The organism is Rhizobium sp. CRRU65 (assembly GCF_048551595.1).
GTDB lineage: Bacteria > Pseudomonadota > Alphaproteobacteria > Rhizobiales > Rhizobiaceae > Rhizobium > Rhizobium leguminosarum_J.
Genome location: NZ_JBLYZH010000005.1, coordinates 282,176 through 309,111, shown reverse-complemented (window position 1 = coordinate 309,111; position 26,936 = coordinate 282,176). Strand labels below are relative to the sequence as shown.

22 protein-coding genes and 2 pseudogenes are annotated in these 26,936 nt (G+C 59.2%); 22 read left to right on the top strand and 2 right to left on the bottom strand.

The features are described from left to right. Nucleotides 1-283 precede the first annotated feature (283 nt). Entirely contained in the window at nucleotides 284-1,723 is a 1,440-nt protein-coding gene (locus ACM5SV_RS13005; RefSeq protein WP_419425277.1) for a purine-cytosine permease family protein, read from the top strand. 51 nt (nucleotides 1,724-1,774) lie between these two features. Next, complete coding sequence (locus ACM5SV_RS13000) at nucleotides 1,775-2,332, top strand: VOC family protein (protein ID WP_003555081.1); 558 nt, start codon at nucleotides 1,775-1,777, stop codon at nucleotides 2,330-2,332. A 216-nt stretch (nucleotides 2,333-2,548) separates the two neighbouring features. Here ACM5SV_RS13000 and ACM5SV_RS12995 read toward each other — a convergent pair whose 3' ends face one another. Next, the gene (locus ACM5SV_RS12995) at nucleotides 2,549-3,511 is read right to left on the bottom strand and encodes a LysR substrate-binding domain-containing protein (RefSeq protein ID WP_003555080.1); all 963 of its coding nucleotides are present in this window, start codon (nucleotides 3,509-3,511) and stop codon (nucleotides 2,549-2,551) included. Between the two features lie 112 nt (nucleotides 3,512-3,623). Here ACM5SV_RS12995 and ACM5SV_RS12990 point away from each other — a divergent pair, with 112 nt between their 5' ends. Further along, nucleotides 3,624-4,085: a TspO/MBR family protein gene (locus ACM5SV_RS12990; RefSeq protein ID WP_419425276.1), complete on the top strand. Its 462-nt coding sequence runs from the start codon at nucleotides 3,624-3,626 to the stop codon at nucleotides 4,083-4,085. Between the two features lie 24 nt (nucleotides 4,086-4,109). Next, a pseudogene (locus ACM5SV_RS12985) lies at nucleotides 4,110-4,305 on the top strand (VapC toxin family PIN domain ribonuclease); the annotation flags it as partial. A gap of 330 nt (nucleotides 4,306-4,635) precedes the next feature. Here ACM5SV_RS12985 and ACM5SV_RS12980 read toward each other — a convergent pair. Next, nucleotides 4,636-5,784 carry a mandelate racemase/muconate lactonizing enzyme family protein gene (locus tag ACM5SV_RS12980; protein ID WP_012760402.1) on the bottom strand — a complete coding sequence of 383 codons (1,149 nt, stop codon included), beginning with the start codon at nucleotides 5,782-5,784 and terminating at the stop codon, nucleotides 4,636-4,638. Nucleotides 5,785-5,845: 61 nt separating this feature from the next. Here ACM5SV_RS12980 and ACM5SV_RS12975 point away from each other — a divergent pair, with 61 nt between their 5' ends. The 18 genes and pseudogenes from ACM5SV_RS12975 (at nucleotide 5,846) to ACM5SV_RS12890 (ending at nucleotide 26,932) form a co-directional block, all read left to right on the top strand. After that, nucleotides 5,846-6,541, top strand: coding sequence for a GntR family transcriptional regulator (locus tag ACM5SV_RS12975; protein ID WP_017997329.1), 696 nt, complete (start codon nucleotides 5,846-5,848; stop codon nucleotides 6,539-6,541). 104 nt (nucleotides 6,542-6,645) lie between these two features. Continuing rightward, complete coding sequence (locus tag ACM5SV_RS12970; RefSeq protein WP_012760400.1) at nucleotides 6,646-7,884, top strand: ABC transporter substrate-binding protein; 1,239 nt, start codon at nucleotides 6,646-6,648, stop codon at nucleotides 7,882-7,884. A gap of 59 nt (nucleotides 7,885-7,943) precedes the next feature. After that, a complete protein-coding gene (locus ACM5SV_RS12965) occupies nucleotides 7,944-8,861 on the top strand; it encodes a carbohydrate ABC transporter permease (RefSeq protein ID WP_017997327.1) in 918 nt (305 codons plus the stop codon). Then, the gene (locus tag ACM5SV_RS12960) at nucleotides 8,858-9,709 is read left to right on the top strand and encodes a carbohydrate ABC transporter permease (protein WP_017997326.1); all 852 of its coding nucleotides are present in this window, start codon (nucleotides 8,858-8,860) and stop codon (nucleotides 9,707-9,709) included. Before ACM5SV_RS12965 ends, ACM5SV_RS12960 begins: the two co-directional genes overlap by 4 nt. Nucleotides 9,710-9,718: 9 nt before the next feature. Further along, complete coding sequence (locus tag ACM5SV_RS12955; RefSeq protein ID WP_012760397.1) at nucleotides 9,719-10,816, top strand: ABC transporter ATP-binding protein; 1,098 nt, start codon at nucleotides 9,719-9,721, stop codon at nucleotides 10,814-10,816. Nucleotides 10,817-10,912: 96 nt separating this feature from the next. Then, nucleotides 10,913-11,146: pseudogene (locus tag ACM5SV_RS12950) on the top strand (hypothetical protein); the annotation flags it as partial. Between the two features lie 400 nt (nucleotides 11,147-11,546). Next, nucleotides 11,547-12,557 (top strand): GlxA family transcriptional regulator, encoded by a 1,011-nt coding sequence (locus ACM5SV_RS12945; protein ID WP_012760395.1) that lies wholly within the window; start codon nucleotides 11,547-11,549, stop codon nucleotides 12,555-12,557. A 185-nt stretch (nucleotides 12,558-12,742) separates the two neighbouring features. After that, a complete protein-coding gene (locus ACM5SV_RS12940; protein ID WP_245459858.1) occupies nucleotides 12,743-14,419 on the top strand; it encodes an ABC transporter substrate-binding protein in 1,677 nt (558 codons plus the stop codon). A gap of 70 nt (nucleotides 14,420-14,489) precedes the next feature. After that, entirely contained in the window at nucleotides 14,490-15,503 is a 1,014-nt protein-coding gene (locus tag ACM5SV_RS12935) for an ABC transporter permease (RefSeq protein WP_012760393.1), read from the top strand. A gap of 3 nt (nucleotides 15,504-15,506) precedes the next feature. Continuing rightward, nucleotides 15,507-16,382: an ABC transporter permease gene (locus ACM5SV_RS12930; protein ID WP_012760392.1), complete on the top strand. Its 876-nt coding sequence runs from the start codon at nucleotides 15,507-15,509 to the stop codon at nucleotides 16,380-16,382. Then, complete coding sequence (locus tag ACM5SV_RS12925) at nucleotides 16,379-18,469, top strand: dipeptide ABC transporter ATP-binding protein (RefSeq protein ID WP_419425275.1); 2,091 nt, start codon at nucleotides 16,379-16,381, stop codon at nucleotides 18,467-18,469. The genes ACM5SV_RS12930 and ACM5SV_RS12925 overlap by 4 nt, the downstream gene beginning before the upstream one ends. After that, complete coding sequence (locus ACM5SV_RS12920; RefSeq protein WP_017997318.1) at nucleotides 18,469-19,728, top strand: MFS transporter; 1,260 nt, start codon at nucleotides 18,469-18,471, stop codon at nucleotides 19,726-19,728. The genes ACM5SV_RS12925 and ACM5SV_RS12920 overlap by 1 nt, the downstream gene beginning before the upstream one ends. Next, on the top strand, nucleotides 19,725-21,158 hold the full coding sequence (gene hydA / locus ACM5SV_RS12915) for a dihydropyrimidinase (protein WP_012760389.1): 1,434 nt from the start codon (nucleotides 19,725-19,727) through the stop codon (nucleotides 21,156-21,158). The genes ACM5SV_RS12920 and hydA overlap by 4 nt, the downstream gene beginning before the upstream one ends. Next, nucleotides 21,155-21,916: an SDR family NAD(P)-dependent oxidoreductase gene (locus ACM5SV_RS12910; RefSeq protein WP_012760388.1), complete on the top strand. Its 762-nt coding sequence runs from the start codon at nucleotides 21,155-21,157 to the stop codon at nucleotides 21,914-21,916. The genes hydA and ACM5SV_RS12910 overlap by 4 nt, the downstream gene beginning before the upstream one ends. 34 nt (nucleotides 21,917-21,950) lie before the next feature. Then, on the top strand, nucleotides 21,951-22,988 hold the full coding sequence (locus ACM5SV_RS12905) for an NAD-dependent epimerase/dehydratase family protein (protein ID WP_419425274.1): 1,038 nt from the start codon (nucleotides 21,951-21,953) through the stop codon (nucleotides 22,986-22,988). Continuing rightward, nucleotides 22,988-23,896 (top strand): allantoinase PuuE, encoded by a 909-nt coding sequence (locus tag ACM5SV_RS12900; protein ID WP_012760386.1) that lies wholly within the window; start codon nucleotides 22,988-22,990, stop codon nucleotides 23,894-23,896. Before ACM5SV_RS12905 ends, ACM5SV_RS12900 begins: the two co-directional genes overlap by 1 nt. Next, nucleotides 23,889-25,580, top strand: a complete 1,692-nt coding sequence (locus ACM5SV_RS12895; RefSeq protein ID WP_012760385.1) for a thiamine pyrophosphate-requiring protein — start codon at nucleotides 23,889-23,891, stop codon at nucleotides 25,578-25,580. The genes ACM5SV_RS12900 and ACM5SV_RS12895 overlap by 8 nt, the downstream gene beginning before the upstream one ends. Nucleotides 25,581-25,597: 17 nt before the next feature. Then, nucleotides 25,598-26,932, top strand: coding sequence for a dihydroorotase (locus ACM5SV_RS12890; protein ID WP_419425273.1), 1,335 nt, complete (start codon nucleotides 25,598-25,600; stop codon nucleotides 26,930-26,932). Nucleotides 26,933-26,936 lie beyond the last annotated feature (4 nt).

Here is a 26,936-nt window from a genome sequence, read left to right as displayed (position 1 = left end):
ATGCCTCTCGCTGAAGATCTAAGACCGTTGGATCATCGCGCAGATCGGCATGCATGCGTTATTGAGGTTTCTTTTGGAACTCTTGAGTTAAACTTAAGAATAAATCCCGGCCAGAACGCAGAGGCAGCCATATAGGGCTGCCAAGCAATCCCGTCTTACATGCTTCTCCCCTACTTTCCACTTTGGCTCAACCCGGGTTGAGAAGTTTTCATTTTCATAAATCTGTCACACCTGCGGAAAGTGGCGTCCGGGAGTAGGAGCAACAACCTGACAGGGGAATCCAATGTCAAAATCCGCCAATTTCACCTCAGACGAACTGTCGGCATACGACGTCCATGGCATCGCGCCGGTTCCAGTGTCGCACCGAACGTCGTCACCACTCGACCAATTCTGGATCTGGGCCGGCGCGAACGTCGCTCCGATCAACTGGGTTCTGGGAGCGCTCGGAATCCAGATGGGGCTTAGCCTCTGGGATACGTTTCTCGTCATTGCGATCGGCAATCTCGTGGGGGCAGCGCTTTTCGCCACATTCTGCCTCATGGGATACCGGACCGGCGTTCCGCAGATGGTTCTCACTCGGCTCGCCTTCGGTCGCCGCGGCGCCTACCTGCCGACTTTCGTGCAGCTTCTCATGGCGATGGGCTGGGTGGCGACGAACACCTGGATCGTACTCGATCTTTCGGTCGCTGCGCTCGATCGCATGGGAATTGGTGGCGGGATGGAGGTGAAATATGCGATCGCCCTCGTCATCATGGTGGTCCAGATCGGGATCGCCGCCTGGGGCTTCAATGCGATCAAGTATTTCGAGCGCTACACGATGCCGGCGATCCTGCTGATCATGGTCGCAATGACATTCATGGCGTCTTTTACGGTTGATATCCAATGGTCCACCTCAACAGTCACGGGTATCGCGCGGTGGTCCGCGATGAGCCAGCTGATGACGGCAATCGGTATTGGCTGGGGCATATCCTGGCTGGTCTATGCGTCTGACTACACGCGGTTTTCAAACCCAGGCTTGAAACCGTCCAGCGTCTTCAAGGCAACGTTCCTGGGAATGTTCGTGCCCACGGTCTGGCTCGCCACGCTCGGCGCGGCGATTGCTTCCGCCGGCGTCGGGTCCGATCCGGCCCAGCTCATCATCGCGGCGTTTGGCGTGATGGCCTTGCCGGTCCTGCTCGTGCTGGTTCACGGGCCGATCGCAACGAACATCGTCGTCATCTATTCCGCCGCGCTTTCAAGCCTTGCCATGGATATCAACAAGCCCCGCTGGGTCGTTTCGCTCGCTTGCGGCGTTGCGGGATCGATCATTCTCTACGGCTTCATGCAGTCGCAAGATTTCGCGCATGCGTTCGAAACGTTCATGGTGACGATGGTCGTCTGGATCAGCCCCTGGGCTGGCGTAACCGCTGCCGATTTCTTCGTTATGCGCCGCGGGTCGATCAATGTCGACGAATTGTACAAGCCGCACACGACGAGCCGGCTCGGTGACGTCAACTGGACCGGCGTCCTGTCATTGCTGGTCGGCGTCTTCGCTGCCTATCTCTTCCAGATGAGCGTCGTCGAAGTCCTTCAAGGCCCCCTTGCCCTTGGCCTGGGCGGAATTGATCTTTCCTGGCTGGCCGGCTTTGTCGTCGCGTTCATGGCCTACATCGTTTCTCACAAGCTCCGAAGGACCGCGGATGTCGGCGCGTCCGCACTGACGTTGCCTGTCCGTGGCGAATGAGACCGAAGGGGTCGCGGCAGCGCGACCATCTCTCCGAGAAAAGGAAATGCAATGACTATCGTTCTTCAACAGGACAGCGTCCTGAAGGCGCTTTCCGGCGGGGCTGAAACCGATTCTTTCCTCGGCAACGTGGTGGAATTGGCGATCGTCACGAGCGATCACAAACGTACCATGGACGGCCTGCTGAAGCTCGGCATTGGACCTTGGCGCGTTTACAAGTTCAGCCCCGAAAACACGGAAAACCAGACCTACAGGGGTGAAGCGGTTTCATTCGAGCTCACCGTCTGCTTTGCGCAGTCTGGCAATATGGTCTGGGAACTGATGGAGCCGGTCTCCGGCCCGACGATCTTCGCGGACTTCCTCAAGGCGCACGGCGAAGGCATTCATCACGTGGCCTATGACTGCAACAATATCCCCTTCGAGGAACGGATCGCGGAATTCGAGCGCCGCGGTTTCAAGAAGATACAATCGGGGTCGTGGATGGGGCGTAACCACTTCGCATTCTTCGCCACCGAGGAGGATACAACCACCTGCTTCGAGACATATGCGTTCCCGGATGACTGGGACTATCCGGAACCCGACTCCTGGTATCCACCGCTGCGGGATTGAGCCCGACTTAAAAATCCTGCCCGCCCTTTGAGGGGGTGGACAGGACCGACGGCTTCAAGGATGCCGAAATGGCTTGGTTTTATCTCGCGCTGGCGGGGTTTTTCGAGTGTGGGTCGGGGATCGAACCGAAATATACGCACGGCTTCACACGGACTCGGTAACCGTCCGGTGGCTCCGTTTCATGACCATACGCCCGCGTCAGGAAAACCTAGGCCGCTAATCCACGCGACCGTCATTGAAAGCCTTGCGCAGGATCTCCACGAAATCCAGTGCTACACGCGATAGCTGGTCGTGAATGGGGTAAAGAATGGCGATCTGGTATGTGATCGTCGGCTCGAAAGGGCGCAGTTCGACCTTGTCGGTAAAGGCCGCGCTGATCACAGGGTCGATAAGCCCGACGCCGTGACCGGAAGCGACGAATTCGCAAGCGCTCGTGAGGAATTCCGTCTCAACAATGACATTCCAGGCGGCATTCATCTTTGAAAAAGCAGCGGCGGTACTGAGGTAGAGGGGATCGCCCTTGAAAAGAGTCACGAAGGGAATTCCGTCGAGCTCTCGTGGCGTGAGCGTGTCGAAGCGACACAGCGGATGTCCCTTCGGAAGCATGCATACGCAATCGAACGAGAACACCTCCATATGCGAGATAGGATAATTCGTCGGAAGTTCGGAGATCGCGATGTCGAATGTATTCGTAGAGATTAGTTCCTTGACCGCCTGGGATGGCCGCGTGATGATCTTGAGTTGCAGGTCGGGCCTGTCCGCCGCGAACGATGACATGAGCCGTGGCAGCAAGCTTATCGAAACATTGGGATAGGCAACGATGCTGAGGGAACCGCGCCGGCCGGACCTGATCTCCCGCGCGGCCTGCGCAGTTCCTTCGATCGCGTCGAGGGCCTTGCTTGCTTCAACGTAAAATAGCTGGGCTTCGGGGGTCGGATGCAGCCGCGAACCACGTCTGACGAAAAGCGTCAGGCCAATCGAATGTTCAAGTGCGGCAATCGTGGTGCTGACGGCAGGCTGCGACATTCTAAGCATTTCCGCGGCGCGGGTCATGGTGCCGTGGAGCATGAGCGCGCGAAAGCATTCGAGTTGTCGTAATCTCATGCCTTCTGGTAATTTCTTCTTCGGCCAACCACAATCGTTTTTCTGCTGTCGCGGATTGATACCTTCAATCGGCATCGGCAGACCTGGTCGTCGGCGCTCCAGGTGCGGCTCGATGCATCATCGCGATCTTGCACGGCTATCTGTTCGGGAAAATATTCCGTGAAATCGAGCATGGAGGCTCAGGCGAATGAGCAGTATCAAGGTTCGGCCGCCTCTTCTGGCGATTTTTGTCATTGGCGTCGTGGGTGTCGGATTCGCGATCGGTCTAACCATCAGGCCGGGCGCGTGGTACGAGCCGCTCGAGAAGCCGTTCTTCACCCCTCCAAACTGGGTGTTCGGTCCAGTGTGGACAGTCGTATATTTGCTGATCGCGATAGCGGGCTGGCGCGTAGCGTTGAGCGAAGGTTTCAGCTCGTCGGCGTTCCGTCTTTGGGGATTGCAGATGGTGTTGAATTGGGCGTGGACCCCGATCTTCTTTGGTGCCCACTCTATCTCGCTGGGGCTGATAACGATCCTGAGCTTGTCGGCGGTTGCTATGTTTTTTATGGCCAAGGCTCGTGACGGGTGGGCGTTCTGGTGTTTCGCACCGTATATTGTCTGGCTGTGTTATGCTTCCGCATTGAACGCGGCAATCCTGGCGCTCAACTGAGATGGATTATTTCCGAGGTGCTCCTCAGGCAAACCGCAAACTATCCTTCGCGATCGCCTGGAGGACGAAGTGCTTCCCCATTTTGCCGAACGGAAGGCGATCGCAAGGCGGATGGATATATTGCGGCCACCGCCGTAGCGAACGGCCTTGCCGTCGCAACTCGCGACACAAGCCCTTTGAGGTCGCTGGGTTGAAAGTGATTAGCCCCTGGCTCCCATAAACATCCTGTGATTTTAGGTGCCGTGGGTTCGACTCCCATCAAGCCCGGCTATGCTCAGCGACTGATTGCATAGTTATTCATTCGGTATCTTCGAATTCCGGAGGACGGGATCTGCATTGCTTCACAGATGGTTGGTCTGGGCGGCAAGGCAGATAGCTTCACGAGATTCCTGATGGTTTCAGATAATTCTCACAGAAACCGGCGACCGGTGGACAACCTGTGTCCGGGATCAAGACGCTGTCACCAGGCATGATGACGGTGAGGAAAACCGACACCATAAGGCTTTGCCAGAAGACATTACCGCATCAAACGGCCCAACGAGCTTGCGCATCACATTCCATTCAAACGAGGAAGGCGTGAATTTTCAGGTGGTTCACCAAGTTCCGAACCAATTAGTCGCTTCGGGCGCGACCACTGCTCACGTGATACTTCGCTAAGAACAAGACCATGACCTGGCCGATCGGGAGCATAGGCGAATCCATCGCGAATTAGGATCGGCTGCTCCACAAGGTGATCAAAATTCTGGAACGAGTATTCGAGCCACTCGACTTCCGGGAGTGCGACGGCCATGTGGACGCCTACTTCCAGGAACGTATTTCCCAAGCAAACCGGAATGCCAAGCTCGGCAGCCAGCCATCCGATGCGCATGACGTCCGTGACCTGGCCATGAACATTGAGCAGATCGGTTGCGAAGTTCTCCATGAGAAGACGCTTTCCACTGGCATCCAGATACTCTCCGCTGTTGATCTGCGTCCAGTTCACGGCGTGACGGAGCGTACGCAAGCCCTCGAAGTCATGGCGAAGAATTGGATCCTCTACCCACAGCAGGTCATGGCCCGCATCGCGGATCGCCGTCAATTTGACGAGCGCCTCCTTGGAATTCCAGGCTTCATTCGGGTCGATCATAATCTGCGACCCGGCGGGGACGACCTCTTTGAGCAGGTCGAGCCGGCGCATGTCCCGCCGGAAGTCGGGATGACCGACCTTGATCTTGAATGCCTGGTAGCCGAGGGCGGCGGCGTGCGAGAACAGCGCGCGGAATGCCTCGTCGCTGAGATGAAAGTCTAGACCGCTGGCATAGGCGCGGACCCGGTCACGGCGGCTTCCGAGCAGCTTATGCAAAGGCAATCCCACTTCCTTGGCCGCCAGGTCCCACAATGCGACCTGAAGAGCTTCGTGAAACGGCAGCGAGAAAGCCCGCTGATTGCCGCCTCGCGGGCGGTTGACGCGATGGACCAGCCCGATCGCTTCTTGCCCCGCGATCGCGGGCCATGCTTCATGCTTGAACACGGCTTCGATCTCTGCTTGATCCGGCAGGGGATGAAAGAGCGTTTGAATAAAGCCGAGCCCAACCTTTCCGGTTTCGCCGATAAGTTCGAGAGCGGCCACGTTGACGTCATCTGCACGGACCTGACTGTCGCCGATTACCCTGTCGCGGGCGAATTGAAATCGGGTTATACGAAATCCGGATAGGGGCATGGAGCGTGCTCTCTGATCGCTTTATATTGATAACTGATCTATCAGAGGTATTATCGGACGGATGAAGAAATCGCAAGCGCGCAAAGCGAAGGCAACTGTACCGGAGGTCGCTGCCCCCCGGCTCAGCGATCTCGCCTATGATCGCATCCTCGAAAGCCTGTTTGAACGAAGGGTCCCTGTTGGCGCATTTATCTCCCAAAGCGAACTGTCCGAGATTGTCAGCGTGCCAGTTGCGCCGCTTCGCGATGCGTTGCGCATGCTGGAAGCCGAAGGCATTCTGACAATCCATCCTCGTTCCGGCATCCAGTTCGTGAGGCCCGGCCTTGAGCTGACGCGCTCGACGTACCAATTCCGCGCGATCATTGAACGCTCAGCGATTCGCGTGTTCGCCGAGGAAGCCGGAGAGGACTTGATGAACAGCCTGGAAGTCCGGCATTCCAGGCTTTTGCGAAAGCTCGAGAAGGATGGTCTAACGCCTGACCATATTGCGGAAATGGACCTCATCGAGCTCGATCTTCACGGTCAAATCATCGCCGCCTTGCGCAATCCACTCATCGATACCGCATACCGGCGCATGCACAACTATCTGCGTTTGCTGCGATTGGAGCGCAAGGTGACGCCCCCCATGCTTATTCGAACGCTGAAGGAGCATCTGGAAATCCTTGAAGCATGCTCTTCGAGAAACGCCGACACGGCCGAGAAGGCGCTTCAAGCCCATTTCCAGGCGGCGATAAATCGCAATCTCGGCTTGGCTTGATCCCAGGCTATCTAGGTCAACTCCGGTGTTGCCGTACCTTCAAAAGGCTGCTATCTCCATCTGATCGATCAGATCGCCATTCTGATATCTGGGAGGATGAAGAGATGCAGATCACCAAACGCGAATTCCTTGTTGCGACAGCAGCGCTAGCGCTTGCCAGTGGTGTCCGCTCCGCAAGTGCTGCCACAGCGATCAATTATTGGCATCACTTCGCCAGCCAGTCGGAAATGGCCGGCCTGGTGAAAATCATCGAGCTGTTTGGGAAATCCCATCCAGGCATCACGGTCACACAAGAGAGCATTCCGAATTCGGAATATATGGCCAAGGTTTCATCGGCTGTCGTGGCCGGCGGGCGGCCCGACACCGGAATGGTCATTGCGGAACGCTTTGCCGATCTGACGGCGATGGGCGCGCTGACCGATATCACCGAGCGGGTAAAAGGATGGAAGGGAAAAGCCAATCTGCCGGACAACCGGTGGGCTGGCATGTCTCAGGACGGCGCGATATACGCGGTTCCGGCCTATGCTTTCGTCGACTGGATGTACTACCGGAAAGACTATTTCGAAGAAGCGGGCCTTTCGGGCCCACCAAGGACTTTTGATGAGTTTGTCACCGCTTGCCGGAAGCTCACCGATCCGGCAAAGGGACGCTACGCTTTCGGAATGCGCGGGGGCGCGGGGGCGTTCAAATACGTCATCGACGTCATGGAGGCCTTTGGCTCGCCAATTGTAAAGGACGGTCAGGCGGCCATCGATAAGGCTGCCGCGGTGGAGGCGATCACCTTCTACTCAAGTCTGTTCTTGAAAGAGAAAGTCGTTCCTCCAAGTGTGCCGAACGACAGCTATCGGCAGATCATGGAAGGTTTCCGAACTGGCCAGACAGCCATGGTCTGGCACCATACCGGATCGCTGATCGAAATCTCGGCCGCCTTGAAGCCGGGAGAGCAGTTCGCCACCGCTCCAATGCCCGCGGGACCGAAGGCACATATCGCGCGTGTTGCCTACGCCGGCAACGGCATCATGAAGGACGACAATATCGACGCTGCCTGGGACTGGATCAGCTTCTGGGGAGAAAAAGACGCGGCGATAGCCTTGTTGGAAGCGACGGGTTATTTCCCGGCATCAACGGCAGCGCTTGAGGATGAGCGCATCAAGACCAATCCAATCTACCAAGCCGCTTCGCAGACGCTCGACTTCGGTCGTCTGCCGAACAGTTTCGTCGGCGCTGCGGGCTGGTCCGAAAATGTCGTCAATCCCACGTTCCAATCCGTTCTGACGGGTCAACTCACCCCTGAGCAGGCCGTCGACCGAATGATCGAGGGTCTGGAGACCGCGCTCCGGTAGTGAAGCCGACGCGACGAGAAGTCGTCGCGTCCCAGAGGACGGCAAGTCGCCGTGAAAAAATGAAGCCAGCCTTGCACCGTGGTCCACTTACGCTTCTCGGCGACCTGTCCGAAACACGCTACTGGGTCTACTTTCTGCTGTTTCCGAGCCTGATCCTGCTTTTGCTGGTGGTCGCCTATCCGACCCTTTATGGCTTCGTCATCAGTGTACGTGAAATGCGTCTCACCCGACCAGCTCTCAACGGCTGGGTCGGGGCAAAGCACTACGTCGCGATGATGTCGGATCGGGTGTTTTGGATATCATTGAAGAACACGGCGATCTGGGTGGCCGCAGCCATCGCAATCGAGGTGACACTTGGCTTCATCGCCGCAGTCGCGCTGAACCGCAATGTTCCAGGCACGAAGCTATTTGGTGTGTTGATCCTGCTTCCCTACTTTTTGCCGAACGTTGTCGCAGGGCATATGTGGGCGCTTTTGCTCGACCCTCGTCTGGGTGTCATCAACGATCTGCTGGTGCGCAGCGGCGTGTTGAGCACCTACAAGGCATGGTTCGCCGATCCGGCCACAGCCCTGGCCGCGACTATCCTTGTTGAGGCATGGCATGGGTTTCCATTCTTCGCACTGCTGTTTCTGGCCGGTCTCAAAGGCATTCCCGAAGATCTTTACAAAGCCGCTGCTGTCGACGGCGCAGGGCCGGTTCGGCAGTTCAAACTGATCACCGTGCCGATGCTGAGAACGGTGATCACCGCGGCCGTTATCCTGCGCGTGATCAGCCTGGTGAACTCACCCGATTTGCTGCTTGTTCTGACAGGTGGGGGGCCAGGAAACGCCACGCAGGTGCTGTCGCTCTATGCCTTCCAAACCGCCTATCGCGAATTCAATTTCGGATATGCCGGGGCACTCTCGGTCGTCATGTTCGTCATCCTCATGGTGTTCGCAACCCTCTACATCAAGTTCACGCGGGTCTCCAAGGAATGACGATTTTCAAAACCCGTCGCGGTCGCCGCCTCATGGCCGATATCCTGACCTATGCCGTGCTCTTGATGATGACGACTTTCTGCCTCGGACCCATCGTCTGGATGTTTTTGACGTCCCTGAAGAACGAAGCCGACATCGTGACCTCCCAGATGCAGTACATTCCCCGCACGATTACGTTGCAGAACTACCGCGCAATCTGGACGCAATCGAATTTTCCGGTGCTGATCACAAACAGCCTGGTGGTGACGACGATCACGGTGGCGATCTGCGTCCTGACTGGAACGCTTGCAGCCTACGCATTCTCGCGGCTATCGTTCAGGGGCCGCGACAGACTAATGCTCAGCTACCTCCTGGTGCGGATGTTCCCGGCCGTCATGGTGATCATTCCGCTCTTTGTGATGATGCGGACCGTTGGCCTCGTCGACAGCCGCTTCGGCTTGGCGCTTGCCTATACCAGCTTTCTGCTGCCGCTGTTCGTCTGGATGCTTAAAGGTTTCTTTGACGCGGCCCCGAAAGAGCTTGAAAGCGCCGCCCGTATCGATGGGTCCACCAGATTGGGCGCCATGGTGCGCATCGTCTTGCCGCTCGCGCGCAACGGTCTTGTCGCCAGCTCGGTGTTTATCGCGATCGCCGCCTGGAACGAGTTCATTTTCGCGCTGATGCTGACGACCGGACAGGGATCGAGGACCTGGCCGGTCGGTCTGCAACTGATGGTCGGCGAGTTTCAACTGCCCTGGGGCGTTCTTGCTGCGGGTGGCATGCTCAGTATTCTGCCAGTCGTCATTCTGTTTGCGTTCGTCCAGCGCGCGATGGTCCAGGGCCTCACCGCAGGCGCGGTCAAGGGTTAGGAGACGATCATGTCGAGCTTGTCCATCAGGGATGTTCAAAAGTCTTATGGCGCATTCAAGGTGCTGCACGGAGTAGACGTCGACCTCGAGGATGGTGGCTTTCTCGTGCTCCTTGGACCGTCAGGATGCGGCAAGTCGACCTTGCTCAATATCATTGCGGGATTGGATGAGCCGTCGTCTGGTGATATCGCGATCGGCGATCGATCCGTGACGGCCCTCCCACCGAAGGATCGAAACATCGCCATGGTATTCCAGTCCTACGCGCTCTATCCGACCATGTCGGTTGAGCGGAACATTGGCTTTGGCCTCGAGATGCGTGGTGTTCCGGAGCAGCAGCGCAGGGCGGAGGTGCAAAAGGCGGCCGAACTGCTGCAGATCGGCCACCTTCTCGATCGGCTTCCAGCCAACCTCTCCGGCGGGCAGAGGCAGCGCGTTGCCATGGGGCGGGCGATTGTTCGCAGTCCGGATCTGTTTCTCTTCGACGAGCCGCTCTCAAACCTTGACGCGAAGCTGCGCGTCGAGATGAGGACCGAGATAAAAAGGCTGCACGAACGCCTCGGCACGACTATCGTCTACGTGACCCACGATCAGATCGAGGCGATGACGCTGGCGACCAAAGTCGCGGTGATGAAGGGCGGCTATGTCCAGCAGCTTGCCGATCCCAGGACCATCTACGAACGACCTGCAAACATGTTCGTCGCCGGCTTTATCGGATCTCCCGCGATGAACTTCATCAGGGGCGAATTGATCTCGGACGACGGCGGCTCCCGGTTTGAGAGCGGTGGCGTGATCGTGCCTGTCAGTATACCAGATAGCGCAGCCAGACGCCGGGATTGTGTCCTTGGGGTAAGACCGGAAGAGCTTAAGGTCGTCGAGAGGGATAATGCCGCGATCCACGGAGTGATAGACGTCGTGGAACCAACGGGTCCAGACACAATGGTCACCGCTGTGGTTGGCGACCACGCGATCGTGGCCAGAGCTGAAGCGCGCTTCCAGGGACGCAGAAGCGATCAGGTTCGTTTTAGCGTCGATGCGCAGAGCATCAACCTGTTCGATGCTGAAACTCAGGATCGAATAGAAACGGGGGTTAACCCACAGCACTTGTGAATTATCGGACCGCGAGTCCGGTCTCTGTCGAGAGCAAGATGACATTGGATAAAGCCACCTCGACATTGCCCACCATCCCTCTTGCGAATGTCTTTCGCCGCGCCCAATCCCTCGCGGATTGACGAAGGTACAGCGCGAAAACGCCGCAGACAGGCCAGGAAAGCGGACGTCGTCGATGTCGTTTCGCGACCATCTCCACGCCTTGCCATCGTTTCCGACGATGCAATCAGGCTTGATGGAGAAATCAGGCTGCTCCGGGATCAACTGGCGGGGAAGCTTCGGCTGCAAAACGCACAACTGAAGAGCATGCTGGATCGGTTCGAACGCTGAACGCCGCATTATCCACTCTCCGGGTTTCGGCCTGAAGAACATATAGTCTTTAAGGCGTCGCCGAAAACGCGGCTTAGGGCTGACTAGCGACCGAAACAGTAACCTGCGCTCGCGCTCGGATGTCCGCTGATCAAAAGAACTGGCGCCGGTTCGTATCTCGCGATGACGTTTGAATCCACGCAGGCGCCGGCATTATAATCGGGCTCAAAATCGACGAGCATAATGTGTCCATCAATTTGCGTTGCTTCATCGATGGCGAGGAACAATGCGGCCTTTGCGACTTGCGGCTCACCAAGCGATGACGCTTAGTCGTGGATGTTTGTGTTTCGTTGCCTGCCTAAGACCTGCGCTGGTGCGGACCGGCAAAAGCAGGGCAACCGGGATGTTTGGAGTTCGCCCCATGACGGATCAGACCTATACGCTTAAGCAATTGGCACAGGGGCATCGACCGATCCGGATCGGCTTTTTCCTGGTGCCGGACTTCCCTCTGATGACCTTTGCAGCGGCGCTCGACTCGTTGCGGCAGGGCAATCGTCTGGCCAAGCGAAAGGCCTTTGAGTGGCTCATCCTGTCGGCGGATGGCGGCCATGTGAAGTCCAGCAGCGGACTAGGCTTCGATGCAGATGCGGCAATCGGCAGGGCGCCGCGCTGCGATATCGTCATCCTCTGCGCAGGCATCAATTATGCCGATGCCTATGATGCCAATGTCTTTGCATGGTTGAGGCGCATCCATTCGGAGGGGTGCGTGCTTGGAGCAGTCAGCACTGCGGTCTTCTTCCTGGCAAAGGCGCGATTATTGGAAGGGCGACGATGTGCCGTTCATTGGGAGTCGCTTGCAAGCTTTCGCAGCGAGTTTCCGAACTGTCTCGCCACCGACGACATTTTCGCGATCGACGGACGTTTTCTGACCTCGTCGGGCGGAACGGTTACATTGGACATGATGCTTTACCTCATCTCTGCAGTGGAGGGTCGGGAGTTGGCAGCACTCATCTCGGACCAGTTCAACCACGCGCGGATACGGCGCCAGGATGACGTTCAGAGGATGTCGCCCGAAGATCGTTTCGGCATCCGGAACGCCAAGCTCGCCTTCGTTGTTCGTCGGATGGAAGCCAGCCTCGGCGATCCGGTCGAAATTTCCGATCTCGCCAGTAGCGTGGCGCTTTCGCTTCGACAGCTCGAGCGGCTGTTTCACGCCAACCTCGGCAAGAGTCCTACCAATTTCTACATAGAGCTTCGCATGACACGCGCGAAAGAACTGCTGGTCTACACGGAATTGGCGATCGGTGAGATCGCCGAAATCTGCGGTTATCAGTCGGCTTCGCATTTCGGCCGTTCATACCGCACGCGGTTTCGCGAGAGCCCTGCCGCGACTCGAAAGGCGGAGAAACGGCGAGAGGAGCCAATGTCATGAACAATGTCGATTCGCGCAGAGAAGATGTCGGATCACCGCATGTCACAGAGGTCCATCCCGTCTTAACGTAAATCAAGACGGATGGGTGACGGACAAAAAGTCCGCTGCGACCGAGCCTGGGGCGAGTGTCTTGCCGGCCGGTCCGACCAACAAAAATTCGGAACAGTTAAAGCGCTAACCAGGAGATGACAACCGTGGACAAGTCTGAGCATTCCTATATCCCGACTCTGGTCGAACAGATGTCGAGCGGCTCGATCGGCCGCCGAGAATTTCTGCGAAAAGCGACGCTTCTTGGTATTTCGGCCGCAGCCGCATATTCTCTGGCCGGCGTTCCGGTGCCAGGCGGCGCCCGGGCCGACGATATGCCGAAGGGCGGAAACCTGCGCATCGGCATGCGTTGCATGGAAATCAAGGATCCGCATCTGGCCGATTTCGCTGAAAAATCGAACGTCATCCGCCAAGTCTGCGAGTATCTGACCCTCACCGATCGCCACAACATTACCCATCCTTATCTGCTGGAAAAGTGGGAAGTCAGCGACGACCTGAAGACGTGGACGCTCCATCTCCGCACGGACGTCAAGTGGCGCAAGGGCAGGCCATTGACCGCAGACGACGTGATCTGGAACCTGAAGCGCGTCTGCGATCCAGCAATCGGTTCGTCGATGCTCGGGCTCTTCACCGGTTATCTCGTGCAGGAATACGAAACCGGCGAAAAGGACGAGAAAGGCAATCCCAAGAAGTCGAGCAAGCTCTGGGCCGACAACGCCATCGAGAAAGTCAACGACCACACCGTCCGTCTCAACTGCTCCTCGCCGCAGATTGCCGTGCCCGAGCACCTCTATCACTACCCGATGTTCATCATCGATCCCGAAGAAAATGGCGCTTTCGGTCCTGACGCGAACGGCACGGGTCCCTTCGTTATCACCGAATACGTCGTCGGCAAGGGCGCCAAGTACAAAGCCCGCACCGACTATTGGGGCACCGGGCCTTATCTCGATACGTTCGAATATGTCGACCTCGGCGACAATCCGGGGGCCGGTATCGCGGCCATAGCTTCCAAGCAGGTCGATGGCCTGTCGGAAGCCGACGCGGTCCAGATCAATGCGATGAAGAATTTCCCGCATGTGGCGGTCCACCAGGTCGAGACGACCCAGACGGTCGTTGCCCGCATGCACCCCGATATCGAGCAGTTCAAGGACAAGCGCGTGCGCCAGGCGATGCGCTATTCGATCGACCGCGACAAGGTCATTCAGACGGCACTCCTCGGCGCCGGCATTCCCGCCGAAGACCATCACGTCGCGCCCTCGCATCCCGAATACGCGGCACTGCCGAAATATCCGCGCGACATCGAAAAAGCGAAGAAGCTTCTGGCAGATGCCGGCTATCCGGATGGTTTCGAATTCGACATGGTCACACGTCCCGATCCGATCTGGGAACTGAACACGGCGCAGGTCCTTGCCGAGCAGTTCAAGGACATCGGCGTAAAGATCAACATCAAGTCCCTGCCCAGCGCCCAATACTGGGAAGTCTGGACAACGGCGCCATTCAGCCTGACTGCCTGGGGTCACCGGCCGCTGGCGATCATGACATTGTCGCTTGCCTATCGTTCGAATGCCGCCTGGAACGAGTCCAATTATTCCAACGCGGATTTCGACAAGCTGCTGACCGAAGCCGAGGGCATCCTCGATCCGAAGCAACGCAGCAAGGTCATGGCGAAGATCGAGGCGATCATGCAGGATGACGGGCCCATCGTTCAGCCCTTCTGGCGCGTCTTCTCGACCGTCATGGACAAGAAGGTCAAGGGCTTCGAGCTCCATCCTTCTCAATACATCTTCGCGCATCAATACGCGATCTCGGCGTAACCTCCCGGCTGGCGCCTGGCCGCGTTCGCGCGGTCGGGTGCTGGGCTCGGACATTCGGATTCCTCCGGCTATGGCGAATTTCTTCCTCAAGCGCTTGGCGATGATGGTCGTGACGATGCTCTGTGCTTCGTTTCTCGTCTTCGCCGTTTGCGAGTTCACTCCCGGCAGCGTGGCGCGCAAATCGCTCGGTCCTTTCGCTACCCAGCAGCAGGTGGACCTGCTGTCCCAGAAACTGAAGGCCAATGATCCGCTGCTGGTACGCTACGGCCGCTGGCTCGGTGTGCTCGTCGGCGCAATTCCCGATCCGCTTCAGGATCCGACCACCGGGTTAAACTTCAAGGATCCGCGCGGCGCCCAGTACTTCGGCAACTTCGGCTACTCCACCCTGAATAAGCTGCCCGTCAACGATGTCATCTGGGATCGTCTCGGCAATACCTCGATCCTCGCCGGGCTGGCGTTCTTGCTGATCGTCCCGCTGTCGATCATTTTCGGCATCCTGTCGGGGTTGAAAGAAGGTGGGGTGCTGGACCGGACGCTATCGGTCATCTGTATCACCTTCACGTCTATTCCGGAGTTCGCGTCAGGCGTCTTCCTGGTGACGCTTTTCGTGATCCTCTGGCCGATCCTGCCAGGCACCAGTCCGCTCAACAGCGATGGCGGCTGGGCTGTGCCGTATCAGTTCGTCCTGCCCGTCGCGGTGCTCGTCATCTATGACTTCGGCTATGTGGCCCGCATGATCCGGGTCTCGATGATCGGCGTCATGGAGCGGCCCTATATCCGCACCGCAATCCTCAAGGGCATGAGCACGCGCCGCATGGTTCTCGGCCACGCGTTGCGGAATGCGATGATCGCGCCGTTCACCGTGTTGCTGCTGCAAATTAACTTTCTGATCAGCGGCGTCGTCGTCACCGAGCTCGTCTTTGCCTATCCGGGCTTCGGCCGCCTGATCCTCGATGCAAGTCTGTTCGGCGATATCGCAACGCTCGAGGCCGCTACATTGATCACCGTCGCCATCGCCGTTGTCACGCAGCTGCTTGGCGACCTTGGCTACATGCTGCTCGATCCACGCATCCGGGTGAGGTAAATCATGGCTGTTCGAGGCAATATCAGTGGAGTGATCGCCGCACCGCCAAAGCGTGCTGCAAGGCCCAACTGGATGCGCATCCTTCATTCGCGCACGGCCGTCGTCGGGTTGTGCCTTGTTCTCTTCTGGGTGCTTGCAGCCCTTCTTGCGCCCGTCCTGCCGCTACCGTCGCCGACTGATTCCGATGTCATGGCGATGAGCAACCCCTATCCTTCCGCTGCCCACTGGCTGGGAACCGATATTCTCGGTCGTGATATGCTGTCACGGTTGATCTTCGGCGCCCGCACAGTGCTCTCCGTTGCGCCGCTGTCGGTGGCGGTTGCCATGATCGTCGGCATCACGATGGGGATGATTGCAGGCTATTATGGGGGCTGGGTCGACGTGTTGATCAGCCGCTTCTCGGACATCATACTGGCATTTCCGGTTCTCGTTATCTACGTCATCCTGATCGCCAATATCGGACCGTCGGTCCTGAACATCGTCATTGCGACGATGATCGCCTCGGCGCCGGGTATCGGTCGCATAACGCGCGGCCTAGTGCTGGGTCTGAAGCAGCAGGAATATGTCGCGGCAGCAAAGCTGCGTGCGGAAAGCACGCTCTACATCATGATCGTCGAACTGCTGCCGAACTGCCGCAGCCTCCTGATCGTCGATGCCTGTCTGCGCATCGGCTACACGATCATCACCATCGGCATCCTCGGTTTCCTCGGCCTCGGTTTGCCGCCACCGAACCCGGACTGGGGTGGCATGGTCAAGGAAAGTGTCACTGTACTGAACGTCTGGCCACACATGTCGCTTATCCCGTCTGCCGCGCTCGTCAGTCTGGTCCTCGGCTTCAACCTGCTCGCCGACGGCATGCGGGAGGCATGGAAACCATGAACATCATCGCGTCCAGTCTTCAAGGAGCGGCCATGTCCATCACGCCAATGATCGATCGCGAACCCCTTCTCGACATTCGAAACCTGCGCATCGAGTTTCGCGGCAAGAGCGAAACGGTGGTTGCGATCCCCGATCTCTCGTTCAAGGTTATGCCCGGCGAAAGCTACGGTCTCGTGGGTGAATCGGGCTGCGGCAAGAGCACGACGGCCATGGCGATCATGGGTTATCTCGGCGCGACCGGCGTTGTTGCCGGCGGCAGCATCCGCTTCAACGGCAAGCAACTGGTCGATGCCGCCCCCAAGGAACTGCGTTCCATCCGCGGGCGGCAGATTGCGATGGTCTACCAGGATCCGATGAGTGCGCTCAATCCGGTGAAGACGATCGGTGCGCAGCTTGCCGAAGTCCCCCTGCTTCACATGGGCGCCAGCAAGAAAGACGCGATGGCCATGGCGGCAGCGATGCTTGCCGACGTCCGCTTGCCGGACCCTGGTGACATGATGAAGCGATATCCGCATCAGCTCTCCGGTGGCCAGCAACAGCGCGTGGTCATCGCCATGGCATTGCTTGCTAAGCCATCCCTTCTGCTGCTCGACGAACCAACGACCGGCCTCGATGTGACTGTCGAGGCTGCGGTCATCGATCTGATCGAAGAATTGCGCCAACGCTATTCGACCAGCCTGCTGTTCATCTCGCACAATCTCGGTTTGATCGCGGAAAGCTGCGATCGTCTCGGCATCATGTATTCCGGCGAGATGGTAGAAGAGGGAACGACATCAGAAGTATTCCGCCGGCCGAAACATCCGTATACGCGCGGCCTTATCGATTGCATTCCCGACATTACCGGCGATAAGCGCAGCCGCACGCTCGCTGCCATCCCGGGTTCGATCCCGCTGCCGCAGGAACGGCCGCAGGGCTGTCTGTTCGGGCCGCGCTGTTCGAGTTTTGTCTCCGGCCTCTGCGACCGTCCGGACCTTGCTCTGGAGCCGGCGGCGGAAGAGCATCTGGTGCGCTGCGTCCGCTGGCCCGAAATTTCGGCAGGAGAAGCGACGGTTGCTCCGGTCGAGACACAGATGATTGCAAGATCGACGGCGATAACATTGTCTGATGTGAACCGTCTCTACCCCGTCGGCCGCCGGAAGACCGTCAAGGCAAACGAAGCGGTCAGTTTCGAAGCGGCAACAGCCGAGATCGTGGCGCTGGTCGGCGAGTCCGGCTGCGGAAAATCCACGCTGGCGCGCATCGTGACGGGTCTCGACAAGGCGACGTCGGGCGAAATCCGCATGGCTGGCGAGAATATCGCCGAACTGCAGGCCAGCGAACGTCCACGCGCGCTGTTGCAACAGATCCAGATGATCTTTCAAAATCCGGATAGTACGCTCAATCCCTCGCATTCGGCCGCTTTTTCCATTCGTCGTTCGATCAAGAAATTCGGTATCCGCAAGGGAAAGGCGGAGATCGAACAGCGCGTCCGCGCGCTCCTGGAAATGGTGCGTCTATCTCCAGCCGTCGCGGACAGAAAGCCGAACCAGCTGTCCGGCGGTCAGAAGCAGCGTATCGCCATCGCACGCGCGTTTGCGGCGGAACCTTCGCTCATCGTCGCTGACGAACCTGTCTCGGCACTCGACGTTTCGGTGCAGGCCGCGGTCGTGACGCTTCTTCTCGATATTCAACGGGAAAAGCATGCCACGATGCTGTTCATCAGCCACGACCTGGCGCTGGTTCGTCACGTAGCAGACAAGGTTGTGGTCATGTATCTCGGCAAGATCATGGAGCAGGGGACCGTCGAGGAAGTCTTCAGTGAGGGTGCGCATCCCTATACCGAAGCACTTCTCTCAGCGATCCGCAGCCCGCACCCGGATGAAGCGCCGCGCGAGCGTATTCGCCTGTCCGGCGAAACACCGAGCGCGGTCAACGTACCCGCCGGCTGCCGTTTTGCGACGCGGTGCCATCGCAAGCTCGGCAGCATCTGCGACACCGCTCCGCCCCCACTGCGCAAGATGTCCGATACGCACGAGATTCTCTGCCACATCGATCAGGCAGATCTGGCCGCCCGGCCTTCCGTCCTTGCTTTCGCCGAAAAGGCATAATGATGCGCGATCCCGATCGGATTGGTGAATTCTGGCGGAAAGCCGCAGGGCTTCGTGCAATCCTGCATGTCATGGCGAGCATCTGCATCGTCGCGACTGGCAATTCTCTTCTGACGACCACGGTTTCCCTGCACCTCAGTGACCCCGCAATCGATCCCCACATCGTCCAGTTGTTGCTGACGGCGTTTCCCGTAGGCTTCCTTGCCGGCTGCCTCTCAGCTCGTGTCATGGTCGTCCGCTTGGGACACGAGCGGGCTTTCCTGGCCGTCGCATTGCTCGCTGCTTTCGGCGCCTGCGGCTACATGCTGACGCAAGCCGCTCCGGTCTGGTTCTGCCTGCGTCTGATAAACGGTTTTTCCATCGCAACGCTGTTCGTCGTGTCCGAAAGCTGGATCAATCTCTACGCTGACCAGAAGAACCGCGGAGCTTATTTCTCGCTCTATATGCTGATGACGTCGCTGGCGACCCTGTTTGCGCAATTGCTTGTCGAAGCGGCCGGAGCGGACTCTCCCCATCTCTTTCAGATCGTGCTCGGCGTCATCCTTCTTGGACTGATCTACGCCCGCTTTATCGGTGGACCCTGGCCCACCTTGCGCCTGCCGCTGGCAGTAGCGGTCGAGGCCGGCAACGCCCACTCCGGGCATCGCTATGGCATCTGGCGGCTCGTCGCTCTCGCACCGGTGGCTGTCGTCTGCGTCTTTCAAGCGGGCATGACGAATATGAATGTCTATACGATGACGCCGATCTATGCGGAGCGGGTGCACCTCGACGCGGCGGTGGCGGTGACACTGGTAACCGCTTTCAGCCTGGGCGGCATGCTCGCTCAGGCCCCGGTCGGATGGTTGTCGGATCGTATGGACCGGCGCGTTCTACTTCTCGTTCAGGGATTGGCGGGAGCAGGACTGTGCGCAGCAATCGCCTGGCCCGGAAGCTATCCGCAGATGCTTCTCTACGGTCTGTTTTTCGCCTATGGCGCAATTGCGCTGACGATCTATCCGGTCGGTATCGCTTACGCTAACTCACAGCTCGATAGCCGCCATATGGTCTCGGCATCGGGTAGCCTGCTGCTCCTTTATTCGATCGGCAACATCATGACACCTGGGCTCGCCGCCCAGCTGATGGAGCTGTTTGCACCGCAGGCACTCTTCCTTCTGCTCGGGAGCGGCGCGTTCCTGGTTGCTGTCGCTGCCTGCTTCAATCTCTTTCGCCGTCCGATCGGCGCCACCAAACCTTGCCTTGTTTCGGGAGGAAGCGAATGACGCCCGCCAAGCCTTATGACCTCGTGATCCGTCGTGGCCGTGTGGTACTGCCGGATGCGACCAGACAGATCGATATCGGCGTTCGCGACGGCGCGATTGCGGCGCTCGGGCCGGATCTGCCCGAGGGGAAACATGAAGTCGTGGCTGAGGGGCGCATCGTGCTGCCCGGCGGCGTCGATAGCCATTGCCACATGGATCAGCAGCCCTGGGAAGGGAAGGCGACAGCGGACGATTTCAACACCGGCACGCTGTCGGCGATGTGCGGCGGCACGACAACTGTCGTGCCTTTCGCCATGCAGATGCGTGGCCAGTCGCTACGCGACATCGTCGAGGATTATCACGAGCGCGCCCGTTCGAAAGCGCGTATCGACTATGGTTTTCACCTGATCGTCGGCGATCCATCAGCCGAAGTGTTGCGCGACGAGATCCCTCAGCTGATTGCCGAGGGCTGCACTTCGATCAAGATCTACCTGACCTATGACGGGCTGAAGCTCGACGATTATGAGGTGTTGAATGTGCTCGACCTTGCGCGTGCTCAAGGCGCGATGGTCATGGTTCACGCGGAAAACGATGCCTGCATTCGCTGGTTGACCGAAAAGTTCATCGCCTCGCGCAAGACTGAGCTGCGCTATCACGAAAAGGCGCATTCGGCGATCGGCGACCGTGAAGCGACCTTCCGGGCGATCAGCCTGTCGGAGCTGATCGAGACGCCGATTCTCGTCAGCCATGTCGCTGCGGGCGGCGCCGTCGAAGAAATCCGCCGCGCCAAGGCGCGGGGGCTTCCGATCTACGCCGAAACCTGCCCCCAATATCTTTTCCTTTCGGCCGAGGATATCGACACCCATGATCTCTCAGGCTCCAAATGCGTCTGCACGCCGCCGCCACGCGACAAGTCGAACCAGCCTGCAATCTGGGCCGGTATCCTGGACGGCACGCTGGAGGTTTTTTCTTCGGACCATTCGCCGTGGCACTATGCGGATAAGATAGCGGGCGGGCCGGGGACACCGTTCCACCGTATTCCTAACGGTATTCCCGGTATCGAGACACGGCTCGCCTTGCTCTTTTCTGCTGGCGTGAACGGCGGCCTGATCTCGCTGCAGAAATTCGCTGACCTGACCGCCGGCGCCCCGGCGCGGCTGTTCGGTCTTCATCCGCGCAAGGGCAGGATTGCCGTAGGCGCAGACGCCGATATCGCGATTTGGGATCCGGATCGCAGCATGACGATCACCAATTCGCTCCTGCATCACGCGACTGACTACACGCCTTATGAAGGACAGGTCGTCAAGGGCTGGCCCATCATGACGATCTCGCGGGGCGATATCGTCTGGGACGACGGAAGAATCATGGCCGAGCCCGGGCGCGGCCAGTTCATTGCCCGACAGCGACCTTTCCCACCGCAGCAAGGTCTTTCGAAGGTCCTCGCATCATGACCGCATCGATGTCACGTCTTGACGGCAAGGTGGTCTTTCTGACGGGCGCTGCGAGCGGTATCGGCGCGGCAATTGCGCGCCGCTGCATCGATGAAAGCGCTTCGGTGATCTGTGCGGATCAATCGCCGGAGGGCGTCTTGGCGCTCGCGCAATCCCTTGGCCCCCGTGCTTTCGGCATCCAGTGCGATGTGACCGACAATATTTCGGTCGGTCGCGCGGTAGGGACCGGTACCAGACATTTCGGTCGACTCGACGGTCTTGTGCACAATGCCGCGGCACCTTCGATGGACGGCACGGTCATCGATCTTGCTGAAAAGCAATGGCGACTGGAAATTGATGTCATCCTGACGGGTGCCTTTCTAGTCGGCAAGCACGCGCTTCCGGCGATGATCGAAGGCGGCGGCGGATCCGTCGTCTTCATCGCATCGCAGTTCGCGCATGTGGCGACCGGCAAGGCCGTCGCCTATTGCGCGGCAAAGGCCGGGCTCGTGCATCTCGCCAGGGCCATGGCGGTCGATCACGCCGGCGATGGTATCCGCGTCAACAGCCTGTCGCCTGGTGCCGTGGCGACGCCGAGATTGCTGCAGCGGTGGCCGGACCTCGAGGCGGCCAATGCCGGGCTCGGGCCTGCGCATTTGCTCGGCCGTATCGCCAAGCCTGATGAAATCGCTGCCGCCGCCGCCTTCCTCTTGTCGTCGGATGCATCGTTCGTCACCGGAACTGACCTCCTGGCCGACGGCGGCTACGTTACCCGCTGATACCTGCGTTGAAGATCTTTTGGATGGATTTGAAATGACCCTTCTTGTCACCGGGGGAACCGGCTTCGTCATGAGCGTCCTTGCGCGGGAATGGCTCGAACGCGATGCCAAGGCGCGTGTCGTCATTCTCGATCGCGCCGGCCTTGATGCGATGGCGGAGCGCTATTTTGCGCCGGTCCGCGATCGACTGACCGTGATCACGGCCGACATTTGCGAGCCCGCCCAATGGGAAGCGACACTCGACGACCACGATATCCGCTACGTGGTCCACGGCGCCACCGTCACCCCCATCTCGCGCGGCAGTGCCGCCGAGGCAAAGCGCCAACCCGAAGCCGAAGATCCCGCCAGGATCGTCGATATCAATTTCATGGGCACCGTGCACATTCTCGAATGGCTGAGAAAGCGTCCGGGCTTTCAACGCCTCGTCTTCGTCAGTTCGGGCTCGGTCTACCGTCATCACGGGCCGGACTGGACGGGCGAACCGCTTCCCGAAGACGGCTATGTTGCACCGCTGACACTCTATGGCATCTCCAAATTTGCAGCGGAGATGGTGGTCAACCGCTACGCTGATCTTTTCGGCCTGTCGGCGGCCTCCGTCCGGCTTGCATCGGTTTATGGGCCGATGGATCGGGTCACCGGCAGCCGTAATTTCCGGCATGTTCCGAACCGCGTCGCCCATATGGCGCTTGCAGGGGAGACCGTGCGGCCGAATAGCCTGGAACCTGTTGGCGACTATGTCTCTTCGACGGATGTGGCCGGCGCAATCATCGCGCTGCTTCTCGCAGAGCGCCTGCGTTATCGGCACTACAATATCGGAAGTGGCGGGACTTCGACCATCGGCGACATCATCGGCTGGGCAAAGGAGCGCGCGCCTTCCCTGCAGGTCGAAGTGAGCCCTGCGGAAACCGCCAACGTCATCCAGGACCTTTCACTGAAGGACGGCATGTGGGGAGCCTACGACATCGCCCGGATCGCGCGAGACACGGGCTGGCAGCCACGCAGCGCCAGGCAGTCGTTCCACGACTACATGGATTGGATCGTCGAGAACGAAAATCAGAGCGAGGGAAAGTGATGAGCGCTGGTGCAAAAGATCAGTTGCGCGATTTTGTCGGCTATGGCCCGAACCCCCCGGTCATCTCCTGGCCAGGCGGGGTCAAGCTGGCGATCAACCTCGTGCTGAACTACGAGGAGGGCGCGGAGTATTCCTGGCTCGAGGACGGACGAAACGATAATTGGGGCGAGTACAATATTCCCAACAGCCCGCCGCTGCGCGACCTCGGCACCGAGACCCATTTCGAATACGGCAGTCGCGCAGGCGTCTGGCGCCTGGCTCGCATGTTCGACCGTTACGATATTCCGGTAACGATCTCGGCCTGCGCCGTTGCGCTGGAGAAGAACCCGGCTGTCGTCGATTGGATGAGTGCCCGCGGCCACGATCTGCTCGGCCACGGGCTGCGCTGGAGCGAATATTCCGGCATGCCGCGCGATGAGGAGGAGCGGCAGCTTCACGAAGCACTGGCCCTTTATGAGAAATTGACCGGCACAAGGCCGATGGGTTGGAATTGCCGATCCTTTCCAAGCGTCAACACCCGTGACCTGATCGTCAGGGAAGGCGGCTTCCTCTATTACTCGGACCCCTGCAACGACGATCTTCCGTATTTCCTCGATCACGAGGGTACGAAGCTTCTCGTCGTGCCCTATTCGAAGACGCTGAACGACAGCCGCTATCTGATCGCGCCCGGCTACAGCAATCCGCGCGATTTTGCCGAGGATTGCCGATCGGCGATCGACTACATGATCGGCGAAGCCGACGAGACAGGCGGGCGTATGCTGACGATCGGCGTGCATGCCCGCTGGATGGGCCAGCCTAATCGCGCCTCGGGTCTGCGTGACGTGATCGAGCACGTCAAGAAAACGCCAGGTGCGGCCTTCATGCGGCGCCAAGATATCGCCCGTTACTGGATCGATCATCATGGCTGACGGCACGCATGCACTGCCGAATGACCATTTGCCCGCCGAGGCGAAAACGATGAGCGGCGCCGAATATGTTGCAGGGGTCCTGAAGGAGGAAGGCGTCAAGCAGATCATTGGCTTTCCAGCAAGCGAGCTTTTCGATGCCTCAGCGGCGCTTGACATTCCGCCGCTCATTGCGCGGACGCAGCGTGTCGCCGTCAATATCGCAGAGGGCTATGCCCGGGCGACGGCCGGCAGGGAGCTTGCCGTTGTCACTGTGCAATATGGCCCGGGAGCCGAAAGTGCATTTGCCGGCATTGCCCAGGCTTTCAACGACCGCGTACCGATGCTGTTCTTGCCGACCGGCTACCCGCGCGGATCAGAAGCCATCGCCCCGAATTTCGAATCCCGCCGCAACTTTCGGCACATTACCAAATGGTGCGAGGCGGCAACGCAGGTCGATGATCTGCCCAAGCTCATGCATGCGGCGATATCGCGTGTCAGGAATGGGTCGCCGGCGCCGGTCCTGCTCGAATTGCCTGTCGATCTGCTGGCCGAAAGGCTTGATGCTCTGCCGGCGGATCATCGCCGACCGCGCCGCAGCGTACCGCAGGCCGGTGATCGTGAGGTGGTCGATCTGGCCAAGAGCCTGCTGGCCGCCAAAAATCCCGTTATTCTCGCGGGGCAGGGAGTGCTGTCAGCCTCGGCGACGCCGGAACTGATCGAGCTTGCCGAACTCTTGAACATTCCCGTCATGACGACGCCGAACGGCAAGAGCGCTTTTCCCGAAGACCATCCGCTTGCTCTCGGAACAGCCGGGCGTGCCCGACCCGCGACCGTCGACCATTTTCTAGCAAAGGCCGACGTGGTGTTCGCGCTCGGCAGCAGCCTGACGCGCTCCTACTACATCCTGCCGATCCCCGAAGATAAAACCATCCTTCATGTCACGCTCGACGATGCGGATCTCGGCAAGGACTATGCGATCGCCCAGGGTGTGGTCGCAGATGCCGCCTCGGTCCTGAAACAGATGATCGCACTGATCCGTCGCGATCACCTGCCTCTCGGCGAACGTCAGCAGCCGGCGGCGGAAATCGCTGCCGTTCGCGCGGCTTTCATGGAAAAATGGATGCCGCTCCTGACGTCGGACAGCACGCCGATCTCACCTTACCGTGTCGTCTGGGAGATCATGCAGGCGATCGATCCGAAGACCTCGATCGTCACACACGACGCCGGCAATCCGCGCGACCAGTTCTGCCCATTTTATGTGGCAAGCACACCCGGCGGCTACATCGGTTGGGGAAAGACCACCCAACTCGGAAGCGGCCTAGGCTTTGCGATGGGGGCCAGGCTTGCTCGCCCCGATGCGACCGTCGTCAATCTGATGGGAGAGTCCGCGTTCGGAATGGTCGGCATCGACTTCGAAACTGCGGTCCGCTGCAATCTGCCTGTCTTGACCATCGTGCTGCGCAACAACGTGCTCGGCGGCTACGCGAAAAGCATGCCGATCGCCACCACGAAATACGGCGCGAATCGGGTAACAGGCAGTTACGCACCGATCGCGGAAGCTCTCGGTGGTTACGCGGAATGCGTCGTGGATCCGGAAATGCTGCGCCCCGCGTTGCTGCGTGCCCTCGACAAGGTCAAGGCCGGGCAGGCGGCGCTTATCGAGGTCGTCACGCACGAAGAGCCGCGGCTCGCGGGTCTATGGTAGGGGAGGCGAGGGCGACTATGTTCGACACGCTGATCACCGGCGGCATGGTCGTCAACGCAAGCGGTCAACTTCCTGCGGATATCGGCATTCTCGACGGAAGCGTCGCGGCCGTCCTAGCGCCTGGCGAGCCCGCCATGGCGCGCGGCTTCGTCAATGCGAGCGGCAAAAAGGTGCTGCCCGGCCTGGTCGATGCGCATGTTCATCTGCGCGAACCGGGAATGACGCAGAAGGAGGATTTCGAAAGCGGCACACACGCAGCGGCGCTCGGCGGCGTGACGACCATTCTCGACATGCCGACGGACGATCCCTGGACGGCGACTGCGCAGCAATTGTCGGATAAGATGGCGAGCGCGGCGGGCAGAATTCATGTCGACGTCGGCTTTCAGGCCGTGGTTTCAAAGAGTTATGACAGCCTGGAGGCCCTGCTTGCTTTGTCGCCGGTCTCTCTTGAACTGTTCACGGCTGACGTACCCGTCGACTATCGGTTCGATAGTCTGGATGCTGTCACTGAGACGCTGCGCCGGCTGGCGGGTACCGGCGCGGTGATAGGCGTTTCCCCCGGCGACCAGTCGATCCTCGAGGGAGCCGGCGTGCGGGAGCGCAGTGTTGGCGTTCCGGCATTTTTGGCCAGCAGACCGCCGCTCGCCGAAGCCGGCGGTATTGCACGCGCGGTACTGGCGGCGGCTGAGACCGGCGCGCGCGTGCATGTGCGTCAAATCAATTCGAGGCTCGGCGCCGAGACCTGGAGCCGTCTTCGGAGCATGGCTGATGTCACCGTGGAAACGACACCGCAGAACCTGTTCTTCACATCCGACGACTACGAGACGGAAGGTGCCCGGCTGAAAGGATCGCCTCCGTTTCGCGGTCGCGACGATGTCGCGGCCTTGCGCCGAGCGGTCTCTGAGGGCCTGATCACAATCATGGCGACGGATCATGCGCCGCACAGCCCGGCCGAAAAGTCGGCAGTCTATGGATCTTTCGCAGATATTCCCGGCGGGATGCCGGGTCTTCAGACATTGCTCTCGGTGATGCTGGACCTTGTGGCGGAGAAGGTAATAGGGCTTTCGGATCTCGTGCGGATCTGCGCCTACAATCCCGCTCATCGCTTCGGACTTGGACGTTCGAAAGGCTCGATTGCCGTCGGCAGCGATGCCGACATTCTAATTGTCGATATGGACCGACCGACTGTCATCACCAATACCGAGCAGGCCTCTCGTGCCGCCTATTCACCATTTCACGGCAGGCGCTCGGCCGGCCGGTTGACCGACGTCTTCCTGCGCGGCGCTCGCATCGTCAAAGACGGAACGCTTATTAATCCCCGTCGCGGCCAAGTCGTCCGCAGGACTGCATAAAGGA